Source organism: Arthrobacter sp. WCS2018Hpa-7, from assembly GCF_031843805.1.
GTDB lineage: Bacteria > Actinomycetota > Actinomycetes > Actinomycetales > Micrococcaceae > Arthrobacter.
The window spans coordinates 83,544-101,667 of record NZ_JAVTJB010000013.1; the positions used below are offsets into that span (position 1 = coordinate 83,544).

The 18,124-nt window shown below is 64.3% G+C and carries 15 protein-coding genes; 13 read left to right on the plus strand and 2 right to left on the minus strand.

Annotated elements, in window-relative coordinates:
• Positions 1-11: 11 nt before the first annotated feature.
• Positions 12-1,217, minus strand: a complete 1,206-nt coding sequence (locus tag RQH14_RS14860; protein WP_311213948.1) for an ROK family transcriptional regulator — start codon at positions 1,215-1,217, stop codon at positions 12-14.
• Positions 1,218-1,359: 142 nt separating this feature from the next.
• On the opposite strand from RQH14_RS14860, the gene xylA reads away from it, so the two are divergent.
• The 7 genes from xylA to RQH14_RS14895 all read left to right on the plus strand — a co-directional run bounded on the left by xylA (position 1,360) and on the right by RQH14_RS14895 (position 10,283).
• Positions 1,360-2,547 (plus strand): xylose isomerase, encoded by a 1,188-nt coding sequence (gene xylA / locus RQH14_RS14865; protein ID WP_311213949.1) that lies wholly within the window; start codon positions 1,360-1,362, stop codon positions 2,545-2,547.
• Positions 2,548-2,632: 85 nt separating this feature from the next.
• Positions 2,633-4,063 (plus strand): FGGY-family carbohydrate kinase, encoded by a 1,431-nt coding sequence (locus tag RQH14_RS14870; RefSeq protein WP_311213950.1) that lies wholly within the window; start codon positions 2,633-2,635, stop codon positions 4,061-4,063.
• A 69-nt stretch (positions 4,064-4,132) separates the two neighbouring features.
• A complete protein-coding gene (locus RQH14_RS14875; RefSeq protein WP_311213985.1) occupies positions 4,133-5,116 on the plus strand; it encodes a LacI family DNA-binding transcriptional regulator in 984 nt (327 codons plus the stop codon).
• A 228-nt stretch (positions 5,117-5,344) separates the two neighbouring features.
• The gene (gene araB, locus RQH14_RS14880; RefSeq protein WP_311213951.1) at positions 5,345-7,081 is read left to right on the plus strand and encodes a ribulokinase; all 1,737 of its coding nucleotides are present in this window, start codon (positions 5,345-5,347) and stop codon (positions 7,079-7,081) included.
• Positions 7,078-7,785, plus strand: coding sequence for an L-ribulose-5-phosphate 4-epimerase (locus tag RQH14_RS14885; RefSeq protein ID WP_311213952.1), 708 nt, complete (start codon positions 7,078-7,080; stop codon positions 7,783-7,785). The genes araB and RQH14_RS14885 overlap by 4 nt, the downstream gene beginning before the upstream one ends.
• 54 nt (positions 7,786-7,839) lie before the next feature.
• Complete coding sequence (gene araA, locus RQH14_RS14890; protein ID WP_311213953.1) at positions 7,840-9,375, plus strand: L-arabinose isomerase; 1,536 nt, start codon at positions 7,840-7,842, stop codon at positions 9,373-9,375.
• Entirely contained in the window at positions 9,372-10,283 is a 912-nt protein-coding gene (locus RQH14_RS14895) for an aldose 1-epimerase family protein (RefSeq protein WP_311213954.1), read from the plus strand. Before araA ends, RQH14_RS14895 begins: the two co-directional genes overlap by 4 nt.
• Here RQH14_RS14895 and RQH14_RS14900 read toward each other — a convergent pair whose 3' ends face one another.
• On the minus strand, positions 10,284-11,300 hold the full coding sequence (locus RQH14_RS14900; RefSeq protein ID WP_311213955.1) for a LacI family DNA-binding transcriptional regulator: 1,017 nt from the start codon (positions 11,298-11,300) through the stop codon (positions 10,284-10,286).
• Between the two features lie 126 nt (positions 11,301-11,426).
• Here RQH14_RS14900 and RQH14_RS14905 point away from each other — a divergent pair, with 126 nt between their 5' ends.
• The 6 genes from RQH14_RS14905 to RQH14_RS14930 all read left to right on the plus strand — a co-directional run bounded on the left by RQH14_RS14905 (position 11,427) and on the right by RQH14_RS14930 (position 18,124).
• A complete protein-coding gene (locus tag RQH14_RS14905) occupies positions 11,427-11,837 on the plus strand; it encodes an L-rhamnose mutarotase (protein ID WP_311213956.1) in 411 nt (136 codons plus the stop codon).
• Positions 11,834-13,000, plus strand: a complete 1,167-nt coding sequence (gene rhaI / locus RQH14_RS14910; RefSeq protein WP_214820653.1) for an L-rhamnose isomerase — start codon at positions 11,834-11,836, stop codon at positions 12,998-13,000. Before RQH14_RS14905 ends, rhaI begins: the two co-directional genes overlap by 4 nt.
• 4 nt (positions 13,001-13,004) lie before the next feature.
• Positions 13,005-15,035: a bifunctional aldolase/short-chain dehydrogenase gene (locus RQH14_RS14915; protein ID WP_311213957.1), complete on the plus strand. Its 2,031-nt coding sequence runs from the start codon at positions 13,005-13,007 to the stop codon at positions 15,033-15,035.
• A 125-nt stretch (positions 15,036-15,160) separates the two neighbouring features.
• Positions 15,161-16,558 (plus strand): rhamnulokinase family protein, encoded by a 1,398-nt coding sequence (locus tag RQH14_RS14920; protein WP_396136306.1) that lies wholly within the window; start codon positions 15,161-15,163, stop codon positions 16,556-16,558.
• A 26-nt stretch (positions 16,559-16,584) separates the two neighbouring features.
• A complete protein-coding gene (gene panD / locus RQH14_RS14925) occupies positions 16,585-17,016 on the plus strand; it encodes an aspartate 1-decarboxylase (RefSeq protein WP_311213959.1) in 432 nt (143 codons plus the stop codon).
• A 181-nt stretch (positions 17,017-17,197) separates the two neighbouring features.
• Positions 17,198-18,124 (plus strand): AEC family transporter, encoded by a 927-nt coding sequence (locus RQH14_RS14930; protein WP_311213960.1) that lies wholly within the window; start codon positions 17,198-17,200, stop codon positions 18,122-18,124.

Below are 18,124 nucleotides of genomic sequence, written 5' to 3' on the forward strand. Positions count from 1 at the left end.
CTCCGAGCGGGCTAGGCCAGCTTGCTCGCCAAAAGGAACTCGAACGGCGACTCAATCACAGACCGGATCACTTGGCCCGCAGCGCCCAGGAGCGTCCCGGAATGCTCAAGACCGGATACGGTCAGGTTTTTCGGCTCCAGCAGCCCAGGCGCGTAGCGCTCCAAGCTGGCCAACAACGCCGGCCTCAGCCACTCCGCCAGCAAGGCAAAGTGTCCACCGAGGACTATGGCGTCAATATCCATCAATCGGGCTGAAGAGGCGAGCGCGACGCCCAAGTACCGCCCGGCGTCGTGAACTGCCTTCAACGCGTTCGGCTCTTGGGCGGCCAAGGCGGCCAGAAGCTGCTCAATGCGCTCACTGAGGGAGCCTTCGGGAATGTCGGCGGCGTCGAAGATGGCCTCCTGACCGGCGAAGGTTTCAAGGCACCCCGCCCCACCGCAGGAACACACGGGCCCCTCCGGGTGGACCACAATGTGGCCCAGTTCGCCCGCTGATCCCCCGGGCCCCAAATAGAGGTCCGAGCCGATGATGACGCCGCCGCCAACGCCCACCTCACCGGAGACATAGAGGAAGTCCGCAGGGCCGTTGCCGTACCAAAGCTCGCCAAGAGCGGCACTGTTGGCCTCATTGGACAGCCGGACGCCAAGCGGTGCGCCCTCGAGCAACGAACCAGGGTCCAGGTGCTCGTTCTCCCAGTGCAGGTTCGGTGCGGAAACGACAATGTTTCGCCGCTCATCCACCAGGCCCGGGACGGCCAGGCCCCCACCCAGGATGGCGACGTTATCGGCCCCTGCGGCGGCAACGGCTTCGGCCACCAGGACCCGCAGCCCTTCCATGACTTCGTCGGGCGCCATCCCCCGGTTCCGGGACTCTACGGTGGAATGAAAGCGGAGATTGCCGCCCAGGTCCACCAGTCCCACGGCCAGGTAGTCAACGTTGATTTCCATCCCCACCACGCCGCGGCGTGAACTGAGTTCCAGCCCTTGGCCTGGCCTTCCCCGCTCGCCGTCACGGTAGAGGCCCACTTCAGAAACAAGGCCCGATTCCACCAGGTCTGCCACCAGGCTGGAGACTGCCGCCTTGGTCAGGCCCGTGCCGGCCGCGAGTTGCGCGCGGCTGGGCTTCGCATCGCCTGTGCGCGCAATGGAGTCCAGAACCAGCGAAAGATTTCGACGGCGGACGTCGCCGACGCGGCCGGGCGCTGCTGACTCGTTCACTGGCGTGGGACTCCCTGCGGATTTGAAAAATTGTTGCTGGCTTCCATTGACCATGATCCATCATCCCCCATATAGTTCAGATTGAAAACTAATTGGAGTGCTTTTCTTCGCCTCCTCCCCCAGTGCTTTGCAAAGGAGCAAAATGACCCCGCAGCCCACCCCGCAGGACCGCTTCACCTTTGGCCTCTGGACTGTCGGTTGGACCGGCGCCGACCCCTTCGGTGTTGCCACGCGCCCGGCCCTGGACCCGGTGGAAGCAGTGCACAAGCTCAGCGAGCTTGGTGCTTATGGCATCACTTTCCACGACAATGACCTGATTCCTTTTGATGCCACCGCATCCGAGCGCACCCTCATCCTCAAGAACTTCAAGGCAGCTCTGGCCGAGACCGGCCTGAAGACGCCGATGGTCACCACCAACCTATTCAGCCACCCCGTCTTCAAGGATGGCGGCTTCACCTCCAACGACCGTTCGATCCGCCGATTCGCCCTGAGCAAGATCCTGCGCAACATCGACCTCGCCGCCGAGCTTGGCGCCGAGACGTTCGTGATGTGGGGCGGCCGCGAAGGCAGTGAATATGACGGCTCCAAGGACCTGTCCGCAGCGCTGGACCGTATGAAGGAAGGCGTGGACACCGCGGCCGGCTATATCAAGGAAAAGGGCTACGACCTCCGGATTGCGCTGGAACCGAAGCCGAACGAACCCCGCGGCGACATCTTCCTCCCCACCGTTGGACACGGCCTGGCATTCATTGCCCAGCTGGAACATGGCGACATTGTGGGCCTCAACCCGGAGACGGGCCACGAGCAGATGGCCGGGCTGAACTTCACCCATGGCATTGCCCAGGCCCTGTGGGCCGGCAAGCTCTTCCACATCGACTTGAACGGCCAGCGCGGCATCAAGTACGACCAAGACCTGGTCTTCGGCCACGGCGACCTCACCAGCGCCTTCTTCACGGTGGACCTGTTGGAGAACGGCTTCCCCAACGGCGGACCCACGTACGACGGCCCCCGCCACTTCGACTACAAGCCTTCCCGCACCGACGGCTACGACGGCGTATGGGAATCAGCCAAGGCCAACATGTCCATGTACCTCTTGCTGAAGGAACGCGCTCTTGCTTTCCGGGCGGATCCCGCCGTCCAGGAGGCCCTCGCCACCTCCGGTGTCTTTGAATTGGGCCAGCCCACCTTGAACGCAGGAGAAACCACCGCGGACCTGCTGGCTGACGCCAGTGCTTTCGAAACGTTCGACGCCGATCACGCCGCCGAGCGCTCGTTCGCCTTCGTCCGCCTCAACCAGCTGGCCATCGAGCACTTGCTCGGCGCCCGCTAAATCACACCCACTCGTCACAGCCCCGCCGCCGGGCCGCCAAACTTTGGTTTGGGGCCCGGCGCCGGTTCGCCAAAGGAACAAACGCATGCCTCTCGTAGCCGGGATCGACAGCTCCACCCAGTCGTGCAAAGTGGTCATCCGCGACTCCGTCACCGGCGTCTTGGTGCGCCAAGGCCGGGCGCCCCATCCAGAGGGCACTGAAGTCCTTCCTGATCTTTGGTGGACAGCCCTCCAGGAAGCCATCCGAGAGGCCGGTGGACTGGACGACGTCGACGCCGTTTCCGTGGGCGGCCAGCAGCACGGGATGGTTTGCCTGGACGATTCCGGAAACGTTGTTCGTCCCGCCCTCCTCTGGAACGACACCCGGTCCGCGCCCGACGCCGAAGAGTTGATCCTTGAAGCCGGCGACGGCGATGCCACTGCCGGGGCAACGTACTGGGCATCCAGCACCGGAACCGTGCCCGTGGCCTCGTTGACTGCCACCAAGCTCCGCTGGTTGGCCCGGAACGAACCAGAGAACGCCCGGCGCACCGCGGCGGTTTGCCTGCCGCACGATTGGCTGTCCTGGCGGCTGGCCGGGCACGGTCCAGGCAGCGGACCAGAGTCGTTGGAGCTCCTCCGTACCGATAGGTCCGACGCTTCAGGTACGGGCTACTTCTCGGCCAACAACGGCGAGTATCTGCCGGAGGTGCTCGAAAGCACGCTCGGCCATGTCCCCATCCTGCCCGTCGTGGTCCGGCCGTTGGAAGTTGCGGGCAAGACGCCCGGGGGCGCTTTGATCGGACCCGGGGCAGGCGACAACGCCGCAGCAGGCCTGGGCGTCAGCGCCGCCGTCGGGGACGTTGTCATTTCCATTGGAACTTCCGGGACCGTGTTCGCGGTGTCCGATGTTCCGGGGCAGGATGCCAGTGGGCTGGTTGCCGGTTTTGCCGATGCCACGGGCAACTTCCTTCCCCTCGCCTGCACGCTCAACGCGACACGGGTCTTTGATGCCACGGCCGCACTGCTCGGCGTGGGGTTGGAGGAACTGGGCACCCTGGCGCTCTCCGCTCCCGAGGGTGCCGAGGGGTTGACTTTGGTGCCGTACTTCGAGGGCGAACGGACACCCAACCTGCCTGATGCCACCGGCTCCCTCCACGGCATCACGGTCTCCAACTACACACCGGCCAATCTGGCCCGGGCCGCAGTAGAGGGTGTGCTGTGTTCACTGGCGGACGGGCTGGCGGCGCTGCAGGCACAGGGCGTCTCCGCGCAGCGCATCATCCTGGTGGGCGGAGGCGCGCAATCGGCAGCCGTCCAGCAGGTTGCAGCTTCAGCCTTCGGACTGCCGGTATTCGTACCCCGCCCAGGCGAGTATGTCGCCGACGGCGCTGCCCGCCAAGCGGCAGGCGTCCTCACAGGCCAGTTGCCTGAATGGCCGTTGGATGGCGTGGACGTGAAGCCCCAGGAAATCGATGGGACCGCCGCGTTCCTGACGAGGTACCGCCAATACGCCGCCAAGGTGGCCATGAGCTAATCGTGGCTGTCGGTGCTCTATCGTGACAGGGTGAGCTCAGATCAATCTGCACCAGCCCGTCCGCCTGTCATGGAGGACGTTGCCCGCGTGGCGGGGGTTTCCCACCAGACCGTTTCCCGGGTGCTGAACAACCACCCCAACGTCAGCGCCAAGACCCGCGAGCGTGTTGAAGATGCCATTACGGAACTGGGATATCGCCGGAACACGGCAGCACGCAGCTTGGTGACCCGCCGCTCCCAAACCATTGGAGTCCTCGGTAGCGAGATGGCCCAATACGGTCCGTCCCACACGCTCCTCGGCGTCCAGCAGGCGGCACGGGATGCGGGCTACTTTGTCAGTGTCGCAGCTCTGCGTGAAGTGACGCCCGAGACCATCAAGGACGCGGTCGCCCACTTCATGGATCAGGGCGTTGACGGCATTGTGGTGACCGTGCCCCACCCCGGCACCTTCGATGTCCTGAGGGACATCACCGTTCAAGTGCCCTTGGTGGCCGTGGGCTCAGTCGGGGACGAACACCTGAGCGGTGCCACAGTCGACCAGCGTCAGGGCGCCAAGCTCGCCGTCGAGCATCTCTTGGAACTGGGGCACCAGCGCATCGGCCACCTGTCAGGGCCGGCTGACTGGATTGACGCCGCTGCCCGTATTGACGGCTGGCAGGAGGCGCTGAATGAAGCAGGGCTTGAAGTGGGAACCTTGATCGAGGGCGATTGGAGCGCTGAGTGCGGTTACCGCGAAGGCCTGAAAATCGCCGCCGACCGTTCAGTGACGGCACTATTCGTCGCCAATGACCAGATGGCTCTCGGCGTCCTGCGCGCTTTCAACGAGACAGGCGTGCAAGTCCCCGCCGACATCAGCGTTGTGGGCTTTGATGACCAACCCGAGTCCGCCTACTTCATCCCGCCGCTGACAACAGTGGATCAGGACTTTGAGGAACTCGGCCAGCGCTGCATCAGGTTGCTCCTGGATCGGCTGGACGGCGGCACGACCGTCGAGGCAGCCACCGTTACGCCGCGCCTGGTCATCCGCTCCACCACGGCCCCCCTCGCCCACTAAGCTTCGCCTCCCCAAGTAAGTAGCAGAAGATGCCGTTATGAGTGCTCAGAACGGCATCTATTGCGACCTGGTTGGGAGCGTTCGGGGCCCGCTTCCTTCGTAAGTACCCATTCCACGCGAACAGCTCTTGACATCAAAGTTGTGAGCGCTAACAATTGCATCAGACCTTCTTCACTTTTCCACCCCGACCCCCGGCAAAGAGGCCTTGGCCAGCCGGATGGAGACCCCATGAATACCTCTGAATTCCTTCCGCTGGACGAGCAGTTCGTCATTGGCGTGGACTATGGCACTTTGTCCGGGCGCGCCGTCGTCGTGCGTGTATCGGACGGGGCAGAACTTGGCAGCGGCGTGTTCGAGTATCCGCACGCCGTCGTGTCGGAAAAGCTCCCCGGTTCCGGCCAGCGCCTCCCGGCCGACTGGGCCCTTCAGGTCCCCAACGACTACCGTGACGTACTGCGCAGTGCCGTTCCGGCCGCCGTCGCAGACGCCGGCATCAACCCGGCCAACGTGGTGGGCATCGCCACCGACTTCACCGCCTGCACCATGGTTCCGACGACGGCAGACGGCACGCCGCTGAACGAACTGGAACGCTTCGCGGACCGGCCCCACGCATTCGTGAAGCTTTGGCGCCACCACGCAGCCCAGCCGCAGGCTGACCGCATCAACAAGCTTGCTGAAGAACAGGGCGAGTCCTGGCTTCCCCGCTACGGCGGCCTGATTTCCTCGGAGTGGGAGTTCGCTAAGGGACTTCAGCTTCTTGAGGAAGATCCGGAAGTCTATGGCGCCATGGATCACTGGGTTGAGGCGGCCGACTGGATCGTTTGGCAGCTCTGCGGCAGCTACGTCCGCAACGCCTGCACCGCCGGCTATAAAGGCATTTACCAGGATGGAAAGTACCCGTCCGAGGACTTCCTAGCGGCGTTGAACCCCGATTTCAAGGGCTTCGTGTCCGAAAAGCTGGAACACACCATCGGCCGTTTGGGCGATGCCGCGGGCTACCTCACCGACGAAGCCGCTGCCTGGACCGGACTCCCCGCTGGGATCGCCGTGGCCGTGGGAAATGTTGACGCCCACGTCAGCGCACCGGCCGCGAACGCCGTGGAACCCGGACAGCTCGTGGCCATCATGGGAACCTCCACGTGCCACGTCATGAACGGCGACGTGCTGCGCGAAGTCCCCGGCATGTGCGGAGTCGTGGACGGCGGCATCGTGGACGGCCTCTGGGGATATGAAGCCGGCCAGTCCGGAGTTGGCGACATCTTCGGCTGGTTCACCAAGAACGGCGTCCCGCCGGAGTACCACCAGGCCGCCAAAGACAAGGGTCTGGGTATCCACGAATACCTGACCGAGCTCGCGGAGAAGCAGGCAATCGGCGAGCACGGCCTGATCGCGCTGGACTGGCACTCGGGCAACCGCTCAGTGCTGGTGGACCACGAACTGTCCGGCGTGGTGGTAGGCCAGACCTTGGCCACCAAACCTGAGGACACGTACCGGGCGTTGCTGGAAGCCACGGCTTTCGGCACCCGCACCATTGTGGACGCGTTCCGCGATTCGGGCGTTCCGGTCAAGGAATTCATCGTGGCCGGGGGGCTCCTGAAGAACAAGTTCCTGATGCAGGTCTACGCCGACATCACTGGCCTGCAGCTCTCCACCATCGGCTCCGAGCAGGGTCCTGCGCTGGGCTCGGCGATCCACGCAGCTGTCGCTGCCGGGAAGTACAAGGACATCCGCGAAGCCGCAGCCTCCATGGCAGCAGCTCCCGGCGCGGTCTACACCCCCATCCCCGAGAACGTGGCGGCCTACGAGGTCCTCTTCCAGGAATACAAAGCCCTGCACGACTACTTCGGCCGCGGCACCAACAACGTCATGCACCGCCTCAAAGCCATTCAACGCGCTGCGATCCAAGGTTCGGGGCAACAAGGTGCGGCCACCCAATCCAGCACCCTCGAAGGAGCCTCCGCATGAGCGCCCTCCTGGAGTCCATTGCAAGGATCCGCAAGGAAGTTTGCGAGCTGCACGCCGAGCTGACCCGCTACGAACTGGTGGTGTGGACCGCGGGCAACGTCTCGGGCCGGATCCCCGGGCACGATCTCATGGTCATCAAGCCTTCGGGCGTCTCCTACGACGAGCTCACACCGGAGCTCATGGTGGTCACTGATCTTTATGGCACACCTGTGCGGGGAATGAATACCGGCAGCGCGGGCACCGTGGATTGGGGCAACCCGGACCTCTCCCCGTCCTCCGATACGGCCGCTCACGCGTACGTCTACCGGCACATGCCTGAGGTAGGCGGCGTGGTCCACACACACTCCACTTATGCCACGGCCTGGGCTGCCCGCGGCGAAGAAATCCCCTGCGTACTGACCATGATGGGCGACGAATTCGGCGGCCCCATCCCCATTGGACCGTTTGCGCTGATCGGGGACGACTCGATCGGCCAGGGCATCGTGGAAACCCTCAAGAACTCCAACTCGCCCGCGGTCCTGATGCAGAACCATGGGCCGTTCACCATCGGCAAGACCGCCCGCGAAGCCGTCAAAGCCGCCGTGATGTGCGAGGAAGTGGCCAGGACGGTCCACATCTCCCGTCAACTCGGTGAGCCGTTACCCATCGACCCAGCCAAGATCGAGTCCCTCTACGACCGATACCAGAACGTTTACGGCCGCTAACGCGGTCAGCCACAAGCCAGCTCGACAACCCAAGAACACCCAGGAGCCACGAAAATGCCCAGCGCCAACAACCCATCCGCCAACAACACTTCCCTGGGTCAGTACGAGGTCTGGTTCCTCACCGGCAGCCAGCACCTTTACGGCGAGGATGTCCTCAAGCAGGTGGCAGCGCAGTCGCAGGAGATTGCCAACGCCCTGAACGCCAGCAGCGACGTCCCGGTCAAGCTCGTATGGAAGCCGGTCCTTACCGATTCCGACGCCATCCGCCGCACCGCCCTGGAGGCCAATTCGAATGACTCCGTGATCGGCGTGACCGCCTGGATGCACACGTTCAGCCCCGCCAAGATGTGGATCCAGGGCCTGGACGCGCTCCGCAAGCCGTTGCTGCACCTGCACACGCAGGCCAACCGGGACCTTCCTTGGGCTGACATCGATTTCGACTTCATGAACCTGAACCAGGCAGCCCACGGCGACCGGGAGTTCGGGTACATCCAGTCGCGCCTCGGCGTGCCGCGGAAGACCGTCGTCGGGCATGTCAGCAACCCGGAGGTCGCCCGCCAAGTGGGCGCCTGGCAGCGCGCCTCGGCCGGCTGGGCCGCCGTCCGCACGCTGAAGCTGACCCGTTTCGGCGACAACATGCGCAACGTCGCCGTCACCGAAGGTGACAAGACCGAAGCCGAGCTGCGCTTCGGCGTCTCGGTGAACACCTGGTCCGTCAACGAGCTCGCCGAGGCTGTCCACACGGCCGCAGAGTCCGACGTCGACGCCTTGGTTGCCGAGTACGAGCGCCTTTACGAGGTGGCTGACGAGCTAAAAGCAGGCGGTGCCCGCCACGAATCGCTGCGCTACAGCGCCAAGATCGAACTGGGACTGCGCAGCTTCCTGGAAGCCAACGGTTCTGCAGCGTTCACCACGTCCTTCGAAGACCTGGGTGAGCTGCGCCAACTCCCCGGCATGGCTGTCCAGCGCCTGATGGCCGACGGGTACGGCTTCGGCGCCGAGGGCGACTGGAAGACCGCCATCCTGGTCCGTGCCGCCAAGGTCATGGGCGGCGACCTGCCCGGCGGCGCGTCGCTCATGGAGGACTACACCTACCATCTGGAGCCGGGGAGTGAGAAGATCCTGGGCGCGCACATGCTGGAGGTCTGCCCGTCGCTGACCGCCACAAAGCCGCGTGTAGAGATCCACCCGCTGGGCATCGGCGGCAAGGAAGACCCCGTTCGCATGGTGTTCGACACCGATGCCGGCCCCGGCATCGTCGTTGCGCTCTCCGACATGCGTGATCGATTCCGCCTGGTGGCCAACGTGGTGAACGTGGTGGACCTCGACCAGCCGCTCCCCAACCTGCCCGTGGCCCGCGCACTCTGGGAGCCGAAGCCCAACTTCGCCACCTCTGCCGCCGCGTGGCTCACCGCCGGCGCCGCACACCACACGGTATTGTCCACGCAGGTGGGCCTGGACGTGTTCGAGGACTTCGCCGAAATCGCCAAGACCGAACTCCTCACTATCGACGAAGGCACCACCATCAAACAGTTCAAGAAGGAACTCAACTGGAACGCCGCCTATTACAAGCTGGCCGGCGGCCTGTGAGCACTGAATTCACGCTGGGCGCGGGCGGTTACACGGCTGTTGTGACCGCCCGCGCGGCTGCCCTTCGTGTTCTCCAGTTCGAGGGCCGGGACCTGGTTGTCCCGTTCCCCGCCGGCGGGCCGATCCCGGACTACCGTGGCGTCATCGCCGCACCGTGGCCCAACAGGATTGCTGACGGCGCGTACGTTTTCGATGGCACCAAGCATCAGCTTCCAGTCAACGAACCCGAACGTGCCACTGCCTTGCACGGGCTCGCCTTCCCGCTCGACTGGACGCGGAAGGAGTCCGACGCCGGGTCGCTCACCTTGACGTGCACGGTGGGCCCGACGGCGGGCTACCCCTTCGTCCTGGAGCTTGAGGCACGGTTTACGCTGGACGACGCCGGGCTTCATAGCTCCGTGACAGCCCGGAACGCCGCCGACGTCGCTGCCCCCTACGGCGTCTGCCCGCATCCGTACCTCGTGGCCGGTTCTTCACCGCTGGATGAGTGGGTCCTGGAGTTTGCCGCCGATTCGTTCCTCGAGGTCACCCCGGACAGGCTCCTGCCCGTCGGCACTGTGCCAGTGGAAAATCACGCTTTCGACTTCCGTTCCCCGCGCGCCATCGGCAGCACCGAAATCGACCACGCCTTTACCGACATAACGTTCGACGGCGGGCTGGCGCGGCTTTCCGTGCGGGACCCGGCGGGCACCGGCGTCGGAGGTTCCGGCGTCGGGATGTCCTGGGACGAGAGCTGCCCGTGGCTGCAGATCCATACGGCTGACAAGCCGGAACCGATCCCGGGCCGAATCGGCCTGGCCGTGGAGCCCATGACGTGTCCGCCGGATGCCTTCAACAGCGGCCAGGACCTGATCCGACTGGAACCCGGCGCGTCACACACGGCGTCCTGGAGCATCTACGCCCTGTAGCTACCCAACTGAGCCCGCAGTGCTTTGGCGGACCACCAACTCGGGCGTGAACACGACTGCCCGGTGCTTGGTCCCGCCGTTGTCCTGTTCCTCGGCGAGCAACTCTATCGCCGTCCTGCCCAGCGCCTCTGTGGGCTGCCGGATGGAAGACAGCGGCACCACTGCGGAGATGGCGAAGTCGATGTCGTCGTAACCAATGAGCGCGATGTCTTCGGGGATCCGGACAGTCCGCAGCATCGTCAGGGATTGCATGACGCCGAGCGCCAGGAGGTCGTTGGAGCAGAAGACTGCCTCAGGCCGAAGTTCGGGGGCGCGTTCCACCAGGCTGTTGCCCACCTGTCGGCCCGCAAGAACGGTCTGCCCGGCGGAGTCGAGGACTTCAACGCTGGCCCCTGACACCTCAGCCACGGCACGCTGGGCGCCCTTGAGGCGGCTGGCTACCTGGCGGATGGACGGCGTACCAACAAAAGCCAGACGACGGCGGCCCAGGTCCAGCAGGTGCTTGGCGGCCAGATACCCGCCTTCCTGGTCATCCACTGACACAGAGCTGCAGCGATCGGTATCTGCAAGTTCGTCCACCAGAACAGTGGGCACGCCGCGTTCGCGCAGGGTGTCTATCCGCTCACCCACGTCACCCACAGGTGAGATGAGCAGGCCTTGGACGCGCTGCTCCTGGAAAAGGTCCATGTAATGGGCTTCGCGGGAGGAGTCTTGACCGCTGTCGCCCACAAGGACCACGCTCCCCAGCGCCGTGGCAGCATCCTCCGCGGCACGGGCCACAGAGGAGAAGAAGGGGTTTCCAACGTCAAGCACAATCAATCCGATGGTCCGGCTCTGGCCTGCGCGGAGCTGGCGGGCGGCATCGTTGCGGACGAAGCCGAGTTCGGCGATGGATTTAAGCACGCGTTCCTTGGTCCTCTGCGAAACCCTGTCCGGATAGTTCAGCACATTGGAAACAGTTCCCACTGCTACCTGGGCGTGGGTGGCAACGTCTTTGATGCTGGCTGTCTGGGACATGCTTTCCGATCTCCGCTGGCTGACGTCAATGTGCTGGAAACGCCTTGACACCCTCCCGTTTACGAGGGTAATTTGAATCGTAACAAATGAAACGATTCAAAGACGAGTAACCCTGGAGAACCGCACATGAGGGTTTGTTTCCGCTCCTCAGTCCACCCGGAACTGATGGCCGAGTACAAGCAACGCCACGCTGCAGTATGGCCGGAAATGCTGAAAGCGCTGAAGGATGCAGGCTGGAACAACTACTCGTTGTTCCTCGCACCGGACGGCCAGTTGATCGGCTACCTGGAGTGCGCAGACTACGAAGCCGCCCAAGCCCGCATGGCCGTGACAGAGGTCAACGCGCGCTGGCAGGCCGAAATGGCCACCCTCTTTGCGAACAGCGACCTTCCCCCGGACCAGGGCTTCGAGGTCGTTGAAGAAGTTTTCAACCTTGAGGACCAACTCGCCGCCACAGCCGCCGTCACGGACGCAGCCACCGGCGCACACATTAGTACAGACTCAGCCGCCCACGAATACCAAAAGGAACAAGCATGAACACCACAGAATCGGCCCTGGGCCGTCTAGGGGAACTGGCCATTGAAGTGCCGTCCTGGGCCTACGGTAATTCCGGGACCCGGTTCAAGGTCTTCGGCACTCCGGGTACTCCGCGCACCGTCCAGGAGAAGATCGCCGACGCCGCCAAAGTCCACGAGCTCACCGGGTTGGCACCCACCGTGGCACTGCACATTCCGTGGGACAAGGTGGATGACTACGCAGCACTGCGCGAGTACGCCGCGGGTCTGGGTGTTGGGCTGGGCACCATCAACTCCAACACGTTCCAGGATGACGAGTACAAGTTCGGCTCCCTGACCTCGTCCAACGAGTCGGTGCGCCGCCGTGCCATCGATCATCACCTGGAATGCATTGAGATTATGCACGCCACGGGTTCCAAGGATCTGAAGATCTGGCTTGCCGATGGCACCAACTACCCGGGCCAGGACGATATCCGCGGCCGCCAGGACCGCCTCGCCGAGTCCCTCCAAGAGATCTACGCAGGACTCGGTGACGAGCAGCGCCTGGTTCTGGAGTACAAGTTCTTCGAGCCCGCTTTCTATCACACCGATGTCCCGGACTGGGGTACCTCCTACGCGCAGACCCTGGCCCTGGGTGAGAAGGCGTTCGTCTGCCTGGACACCGGCCACCATGCTCCGGGCACCAACATCGAGTTCATCGTCATGCAGCTCCTGCGCCTGGGCAAGCTCGGCTCGTTCGACTTCAACTCCCGCTTCTACGCCGATGATGACCTGATTGTTGGCGCGGCTGATCCGTTCCAGCTGTTCCGCATCATGCACGAGGTCATCCGTGGTGGCGGTTTCGGTAAGGATTCCGGTGTCGCGCTGATGCTGGACCAGTGCCACAACCTGGAAGAGAAGATCCCGGGGCAGATCCGCTCGGTCCTCAACGTCCAGGAAATGACCGCCCGCGCCCTGCTGATTGACACCGCGGCACTCTCCGAAGCCCAGCGTGCAGGCGATGTCCTGGCCGCCAACGGCATCTTCAACGATGCTTTCTACACCGATGTCCGCCCGGTCCTGGCCGAGTGGCGCGAATCCCGCGGCCTGCCCGCCGACCCGATGGCCGCGTACAAGGCCAGCGGATACCAGAAGAAGATCAACGAGGACCGCGCAGGCGGCCAGCAAGCCGGATGGGGCGCTTAACAAAATGAGCACTGTTGAAGAACTGATCTCCCGTTCCAACCGCCTCGGTGCGGACAAGCGGAACACCAACTTCGCCGGCGGCAACACCTCCGCAAAAGGCACCGAGAAGGACCCCGTCACGGGCCAGGACGTTGAGCTCCTGTGGGTCAAGGGCTCCGGCGGCGACCTCGGCACCCTGAAGGCAGAGAACCTTGCAGTACTCCGGCTGGACCGGCTGCAGGCACTCAAGGATGTTTACCCCGGCGTCGAGCGTGAAGACGAAATGGTGGCCGCCTTCGATTACTGCCTGCACGGCAAGGGCGGCGCTGCACCGTCGATCGATACCGCCATGCACGGCCTCGTTGACGCTGCTCACGTTGACCACCTACACCCGGATTCCGGCATCGCCATCGCCACCGCCGTTGACGGCGAAGCCCTGACCTCCAAGGTTTTCGGCGACAAGGTTGTCTGGGTTCCGTGGCGCCGCCCCGGTTTCCAGCTGGGCCTGGACATCGCCGCGATCAAGGAAGCCAACCCGCAGGCCATCGGCACTATCCTGGGCGGCCACGGCATTACCGCCTGGGGTGCCACCAGCGAAGAGGCCGAGGCCAACTCGCTCTGGATCATTGACCAGGCCGAGAACTACATCAAGGACAACGGTAAGTCCGAGCCCTTCGGCGCCGCGCTCCCCGGCTACGGCGCCCTCCCCGAAACTGAGCGCAAAGCCAAGGCTGCTGCCCTGGCACCGGTGATCCGCGGCCTGGCCTCCACCGACAAACCGCAGCTGGGGCACTTCAGTGATGACGCCGTCGTTCTCGAATTCCTTGCCGCGGAAGAGCACCCGCGCCTCGGCGCGCTGGGCACCTCCTGCCCGGACCACTTCCTCCGCACCAAGGTCAAGCCGCTGGTCCTGGACCTCCCGGCCGACGCCACGATCGAAGACTCGATCAACCGCCTGAAGGAACTGCACGCCGCGTACCGCGAGGACTACCAGGCCTACTACGACCGTCATGCCGACGAGAGCAGCCCTGCCCTCCGCGGCGCCGACCCGGCCATCGTGCTGATCCCCGGCGTGGGCATGTTCTCCTTCGGCAAGGACAAGCAGACCGCCCGCGTGGCCGGCGAGTTCTACACCAACGCCATCAACGTCATGCGCGGCGCCGAGGCCATTTCCACCTACGCACCGATCGAGGAATCCGAGAAATTCCGCATCGAGTACTGGGCGCTGGAAGAAGCCAAGCTCGCACGCATGCCGAAGCCCAAGTCCCACGCCACCCGCATCGCACTGGTGACCGGTGCGGCGTCGGGCATTGGCAAGGCGATCGCCACCCGGTTGGCGTCCGACGGCGCGTGCGTCGTTATTGCCGACCTGAACCTTGAGAACGCACAAAAGGTAGCCGAGGAACTGGGCGGCTCCGACGTCGCCATCGGCGTCCAGGCCGACGTGACCGACGAAGCCCAGATCGCCGCTGCCATCCAGGAAGCCGTGCTCGCGTTCGGTGGCGTGGACCTGGTGGTCAACAACGCAGGCCTGTCCATCTCCAAGCCGCTGCTGGAAACCACCGAGAAGGACTGGGACCTGCAGCACAACGTCATGGCCAAGGGCTCCTTCCTGGTCTCCAAGGCCGCAGCCAAGGTCATGATCGATCAGGGCCTGGGCGGAGACATCATCTACATCTCCTCCAAGAATTCCGTGTTCGCAGGCCCCAACAACATCGCCTACTCGGCCACCAAGGCGGACCAAGCGCACCAGGTCCGTCTGCTCGCCGCTGAATTGGGCGAGTACGGTGTCCGCGTCAACGGCATCAACCCCGACGGCGTGGTCCGCGGCTCCGGCATCTTCGCCGGCGGCTGGGGCGCCAAGCGTGCCGCGGTGTACGGCGTGGACGAGCAAGAGCTGGGCAAGTACTACGCCCAGCGCACGCTCCTCAAGCGCGAAGTCCTCCCGGAACACGTGGCCAACGCCGCGTCCGTGCTCACCAGCAACGAACTGTCGCACACCACCGGCCTCCACATCCCCGTGGACGCCGGCGTCGCGGCAGCATTCCTCCGCTAGGACTGATAGTGATCAACGGAACCATCGCGAGCACCGTCCCGGCACACGCCGGGGCGGTGTCCGCTCCCGCGGGCCGCAACGCCGTGTTCGCCGCCATCGACATCGGGGCCTCCTCCGGGCGCGTCATGCTGGGCCGCGTCTCCGCCACGTCCGGGGTGTCCCTCGAGACCATCCACCGCTTTCCCAACGGGGTTGTAGAGCTCGACGGCGGCCTCCGCTGGGATTTCGACGCCCTGTTCGCTGAGGTGCTCAAGGGCCTGGCGGCTGCCGCTGCGTTGGCGCGTGGGAACGGCGAGCGCATCGTGAGCATCGGCATCGACACGTGGGCGGTGGACTATGGCTTGGTGAACGATGCCGGGGACCTCACCTCGGTGCCGTTCAGCTACCGGGACGAGCGCAGCAGGGCGACCGTGGAGCGTGTGCACTCAGCAATTTCTCCTGAAACGCTGTATGCCACCACGGGACTTCAGTTCCTGCAGTTCAACACCCTGTACCAGCTCGCAGCGGAGCCGAATCTTGATGGTGTGCAAGCCCTGCTGATTCCGGACCTGATCGCCTTCCTGCTGACAGGTGAGCGCCGGACTGAAGCCACGAACGCTTCCACCACCGGCTTGTTCGATGCCGTGGCCGGCGAGTGGGCCACCGAATTCCTTGGCGCCCTGGGACTGCCCCGGAACATCTTCCCTGAGCTCATCCAGCCGGGGGAAACCGTGGGCACCCTGTTGCCCGGGATCCTTGAGCAGACGGGCCTCTCCGCGGGCACCACCGTGGTTGCCGTGGGTTCGCACGACACCGCCTCGGCCGTGGCAGCGGTCCCCGCTGAAGACCCGGATTTCGCGTACATCTCCTCCGGAACCTGGTCGTTGGTGGGCGTCGAACTGGATCAACCCGTCCTCACCGAAGCCAGTCGTAAGGCCAACTTCACCAACGAACGCGGCGTGGAAGGCACCATCCGCTACCTCCGCAACGTGGGTGGTCTGTGGCTCCTCAGCGAATGCCAGCGTGCGTGGGCAGCGGAAGGTTACACGCAGGCACTCCCGGCGCTGTTGGACTCGGCGGCTGCGCTTCCGGCCGACGGCCCGCAGATCAATGCCGATGATCCTGCGTTCACTGCCCCCGACAACATGCCGGACCGTATCCGCGCAGCCGTGCGCAACACAGGTGCGGTGCTCGCGGACCGGCCTGCCGTCGTCGTGCGGTGCATTATGGACAGCCTCGCCGCCGGGTACGCCCGAACGCTGGCCGACGCCGAGCGCCTTACAGGCCGCAGCACCCGCGTGGTGCACATTGTAGGTGGAGGTTCGCAAAACCGGCTCCTGTGCCAGCTCACTGCCGATGCCACCGGCAAACCGGTTATCGCAGGACCCGTTGAGGCGACTGCCCAGGGCAATGTCCTGGTCCAAGCGCGCGCTGCCGGAGTGGTGGCCGGCGGGCTGGCCGAGCTGCGTGGGCTGGTGGTGGCAGGAACGAGCCTGGAACGCTACGAACCGGCTGAACGTCTGGTACGTCACAGCGCCGGATGAGGGTGCCGCGCTAAACTGATCGCATTATGATCCGCACAATGTTCAAGTCCAAGATCCACCGCGCAACGGTGACCCATGCCGACCTCCACTACGTCGGTTCGGTCACTGTCGACCTGGACCTCCTGGACGCGGCCGACATCCTGCCCGGCGAGCTGGTTTCCATTGTGGACGTCACCAACGGCGCCCGCTTGGAGACGTACACCATTGCCGGCGAGCGCGGTTCCGGCGTGATCGGCATCAACGGCGCGGCCGCCCATATGGTCCATGTTGGCGACACCGTCATCCTGATCACCTACGCAGAAATGACCACGGAGGAAGCCAGGGCCTACGAACCCAAGGTGGTCCACGTGGGCAAGGACAACACGATCCTGCAGCTCGGCAACGACCCCGCAGAGGGCCACACCCCCGGGCTGATGCGCCCGCCGCACGCGCTGAGCAACGCAGCGCACCTCAGCTAAGGTTCCACGTCGAGCGCGTTTTTGTACAGATAATGCCGCCAAGACGGCCCTATAAGGTCATTAGCTGTACAAAAACTCCAGTGTCCGCATAGCGGAACAATCGCGAGAAAGCGCTTACTCAGGGGCCGGTTCTGGCTAGGCTGTTACCCGTGAGCCAACGAATCCCCACCCGCATGCTGTCATGATTGGCGTCCTGTCGGGGTTCTTTGTTGTCTGGGCGATCATCCTGGTGGGCATGTTCGTGGGACGCCGGGAGATCCTGGGCGAGAACGCAAGGTCGGTGCTGAGTTCACTGACGTTCTTCGTTGCAAGCCCGGCGCTCCTCTTCGAGACCTTGAGCAAGGCCAAGCTGCACGATGTCTTCGCCGCACCGCTCCTGGTCACCGCCGTGGGTGCCGTCCTCACCGGCCTGCTGTTCTTCCTGATCGTCAAGTTCTGGCTGAAACGGGCCATGCCGGAAGCACTGATGTCCTCCATGAGCGCATCGCTGGCCAACTCGGCCAACCTGGGCATCCCCATCGCCGTGTTTGTCCTGGGCGATGCGAGCTATGTGGCTCCGTTGTTGATCTTCCAACTGGCGTTCTTCACCCCGATGTATCTGATGGCCCTCGACGCCAGCACCAGTTCGCATCGCACCACTCCCCTGCGCTTCCTGCTGATGATCGTGAAGAACCCCATGATCGTGGGCTCGGCGCTCGGCCTGGTGGTGGCCGGGACCGGATTCCAAGTACCGACGCTGGTTCTGGAGCCCATCCATCTGATCGGCGGAGCAGCGATTCCGGCCATGCTGATGGCGTTCGGCATGAGCCTCAACGGCTCCAAACCCCTGCAGAAAGCCGCCGGCCGCCGGCTGGACACCTTGTTGGCCAGTGGCTTCAAACTGGTTGTCCACCCGTTGATCGCGTACTTGTTCGCCCGTTTCGCCTTGGGGATGGACGGGCACGCGCTGTTCGCCGTCGTGGTGACATCAGCGCTGCCCACGGCCCAGAACGTGTTTGTCGCTGCCAACCGCTACCAAGCCGGGATCACCGTAGCCAAGGACACCGTCCTCATCACCACCATCGTGGCCGTGCCCGCCATGATCGCCGTGGCGCTGCTGCTCACCTAG

Excerpts from the sequence above, each read along its gene's own strand:
- xylA (WP_311213949.1), top strand. The coding sequence starts at position 1,360 with ATGACCCCGCAGCCCACCCCGCAGGACCGCTTCACCTTTGGCCTCTGG.
- RQH14_RS14870 (WP_311213950.1), top strand. The coding sequence starts at position 2,633 with ATGCCTCTCGTAGCCGGGATCGACAGCTCCACCCAGTCGTGCAAAGTG.
- RQH14_RS14875 (WP_311213985.1), top strand. The coding sequence starts at position 4,133 with ATGGAGGACGTTGCCCGCGTGGCGGGGGTTTCCCACCAGACCGTTTCC.
- araB (WP_311213951.1), top strand. The coding sequence starts at position 5,345 with ATGAATACCTCTGAATTCCTTCCGCTGGACGAGCAGTTCGTCATTGGC.
- RQH14_RS14885 (WP_311213952.1), top strand. The coding sequence starts at position 7,078 with ATGAGCGCCCTCCTGGAGTCCATTGCAAGGATCCGCAAGGAAGTTTGC.
- araA (WP_311213953.1), top strand. The coding sequence starts at position 7,840 with ATGCCCAGCGCCAACAACCCATCCGCCAACAACACTTCCCTGGGTCAG.
- RQH14_RS14900 (WP_311213955.1), bottom strand. The coding sequence starts at position 11,300 with ATGTCCCAGACAGCCAGCATCAAAGACGTTGCCACCCACGCCCAGGTA.
- RQH14_RS14905 (WP_311213956.1), top strand. The coding sequence starts at position 11,427 with ATGAGGGTTTGTTTCCGCTCCTCAGTCCACCCGGAACTGATGGCCGAG.
- rhaI (WP_214820653.1), top strand. The coding sequence starts at position 11,834 with ATGAACACCACAGAATCGGCCCTGGGCCGTCTAGGGGAACTGGCCATT.
- RQH14_RS14915 (WP_311213957.1), top strand. The coding sequence starts at position 13,005 with ATGAGCACTGTTGAAGAACTGATCTCCCGTTCCAACCGCCTCGGTGCG.
- RQH14_RS14920 (WP_396136306.1), top strand. The coding sequence starts at position 15,161 with ATGCTGGGCCGCGTCTCCGCCACGTCCGGGGTGTCCCTCGAGACCATC.
- panD (WP_311213959.1), top strand. The coding sequence starts at position 16,585 with ATGATCCGCACAATGTTCAAGTCCAAGATCCACCGCGCAACGGTGACC.
- RQH14_RS14930 (WP_311213960.1), top strand. The coding sequence starts at position 17,198 with ATGATTGGCGTCCTGTCGGGGTTCTTTGTTGTCTGGGCGATCATCCTG.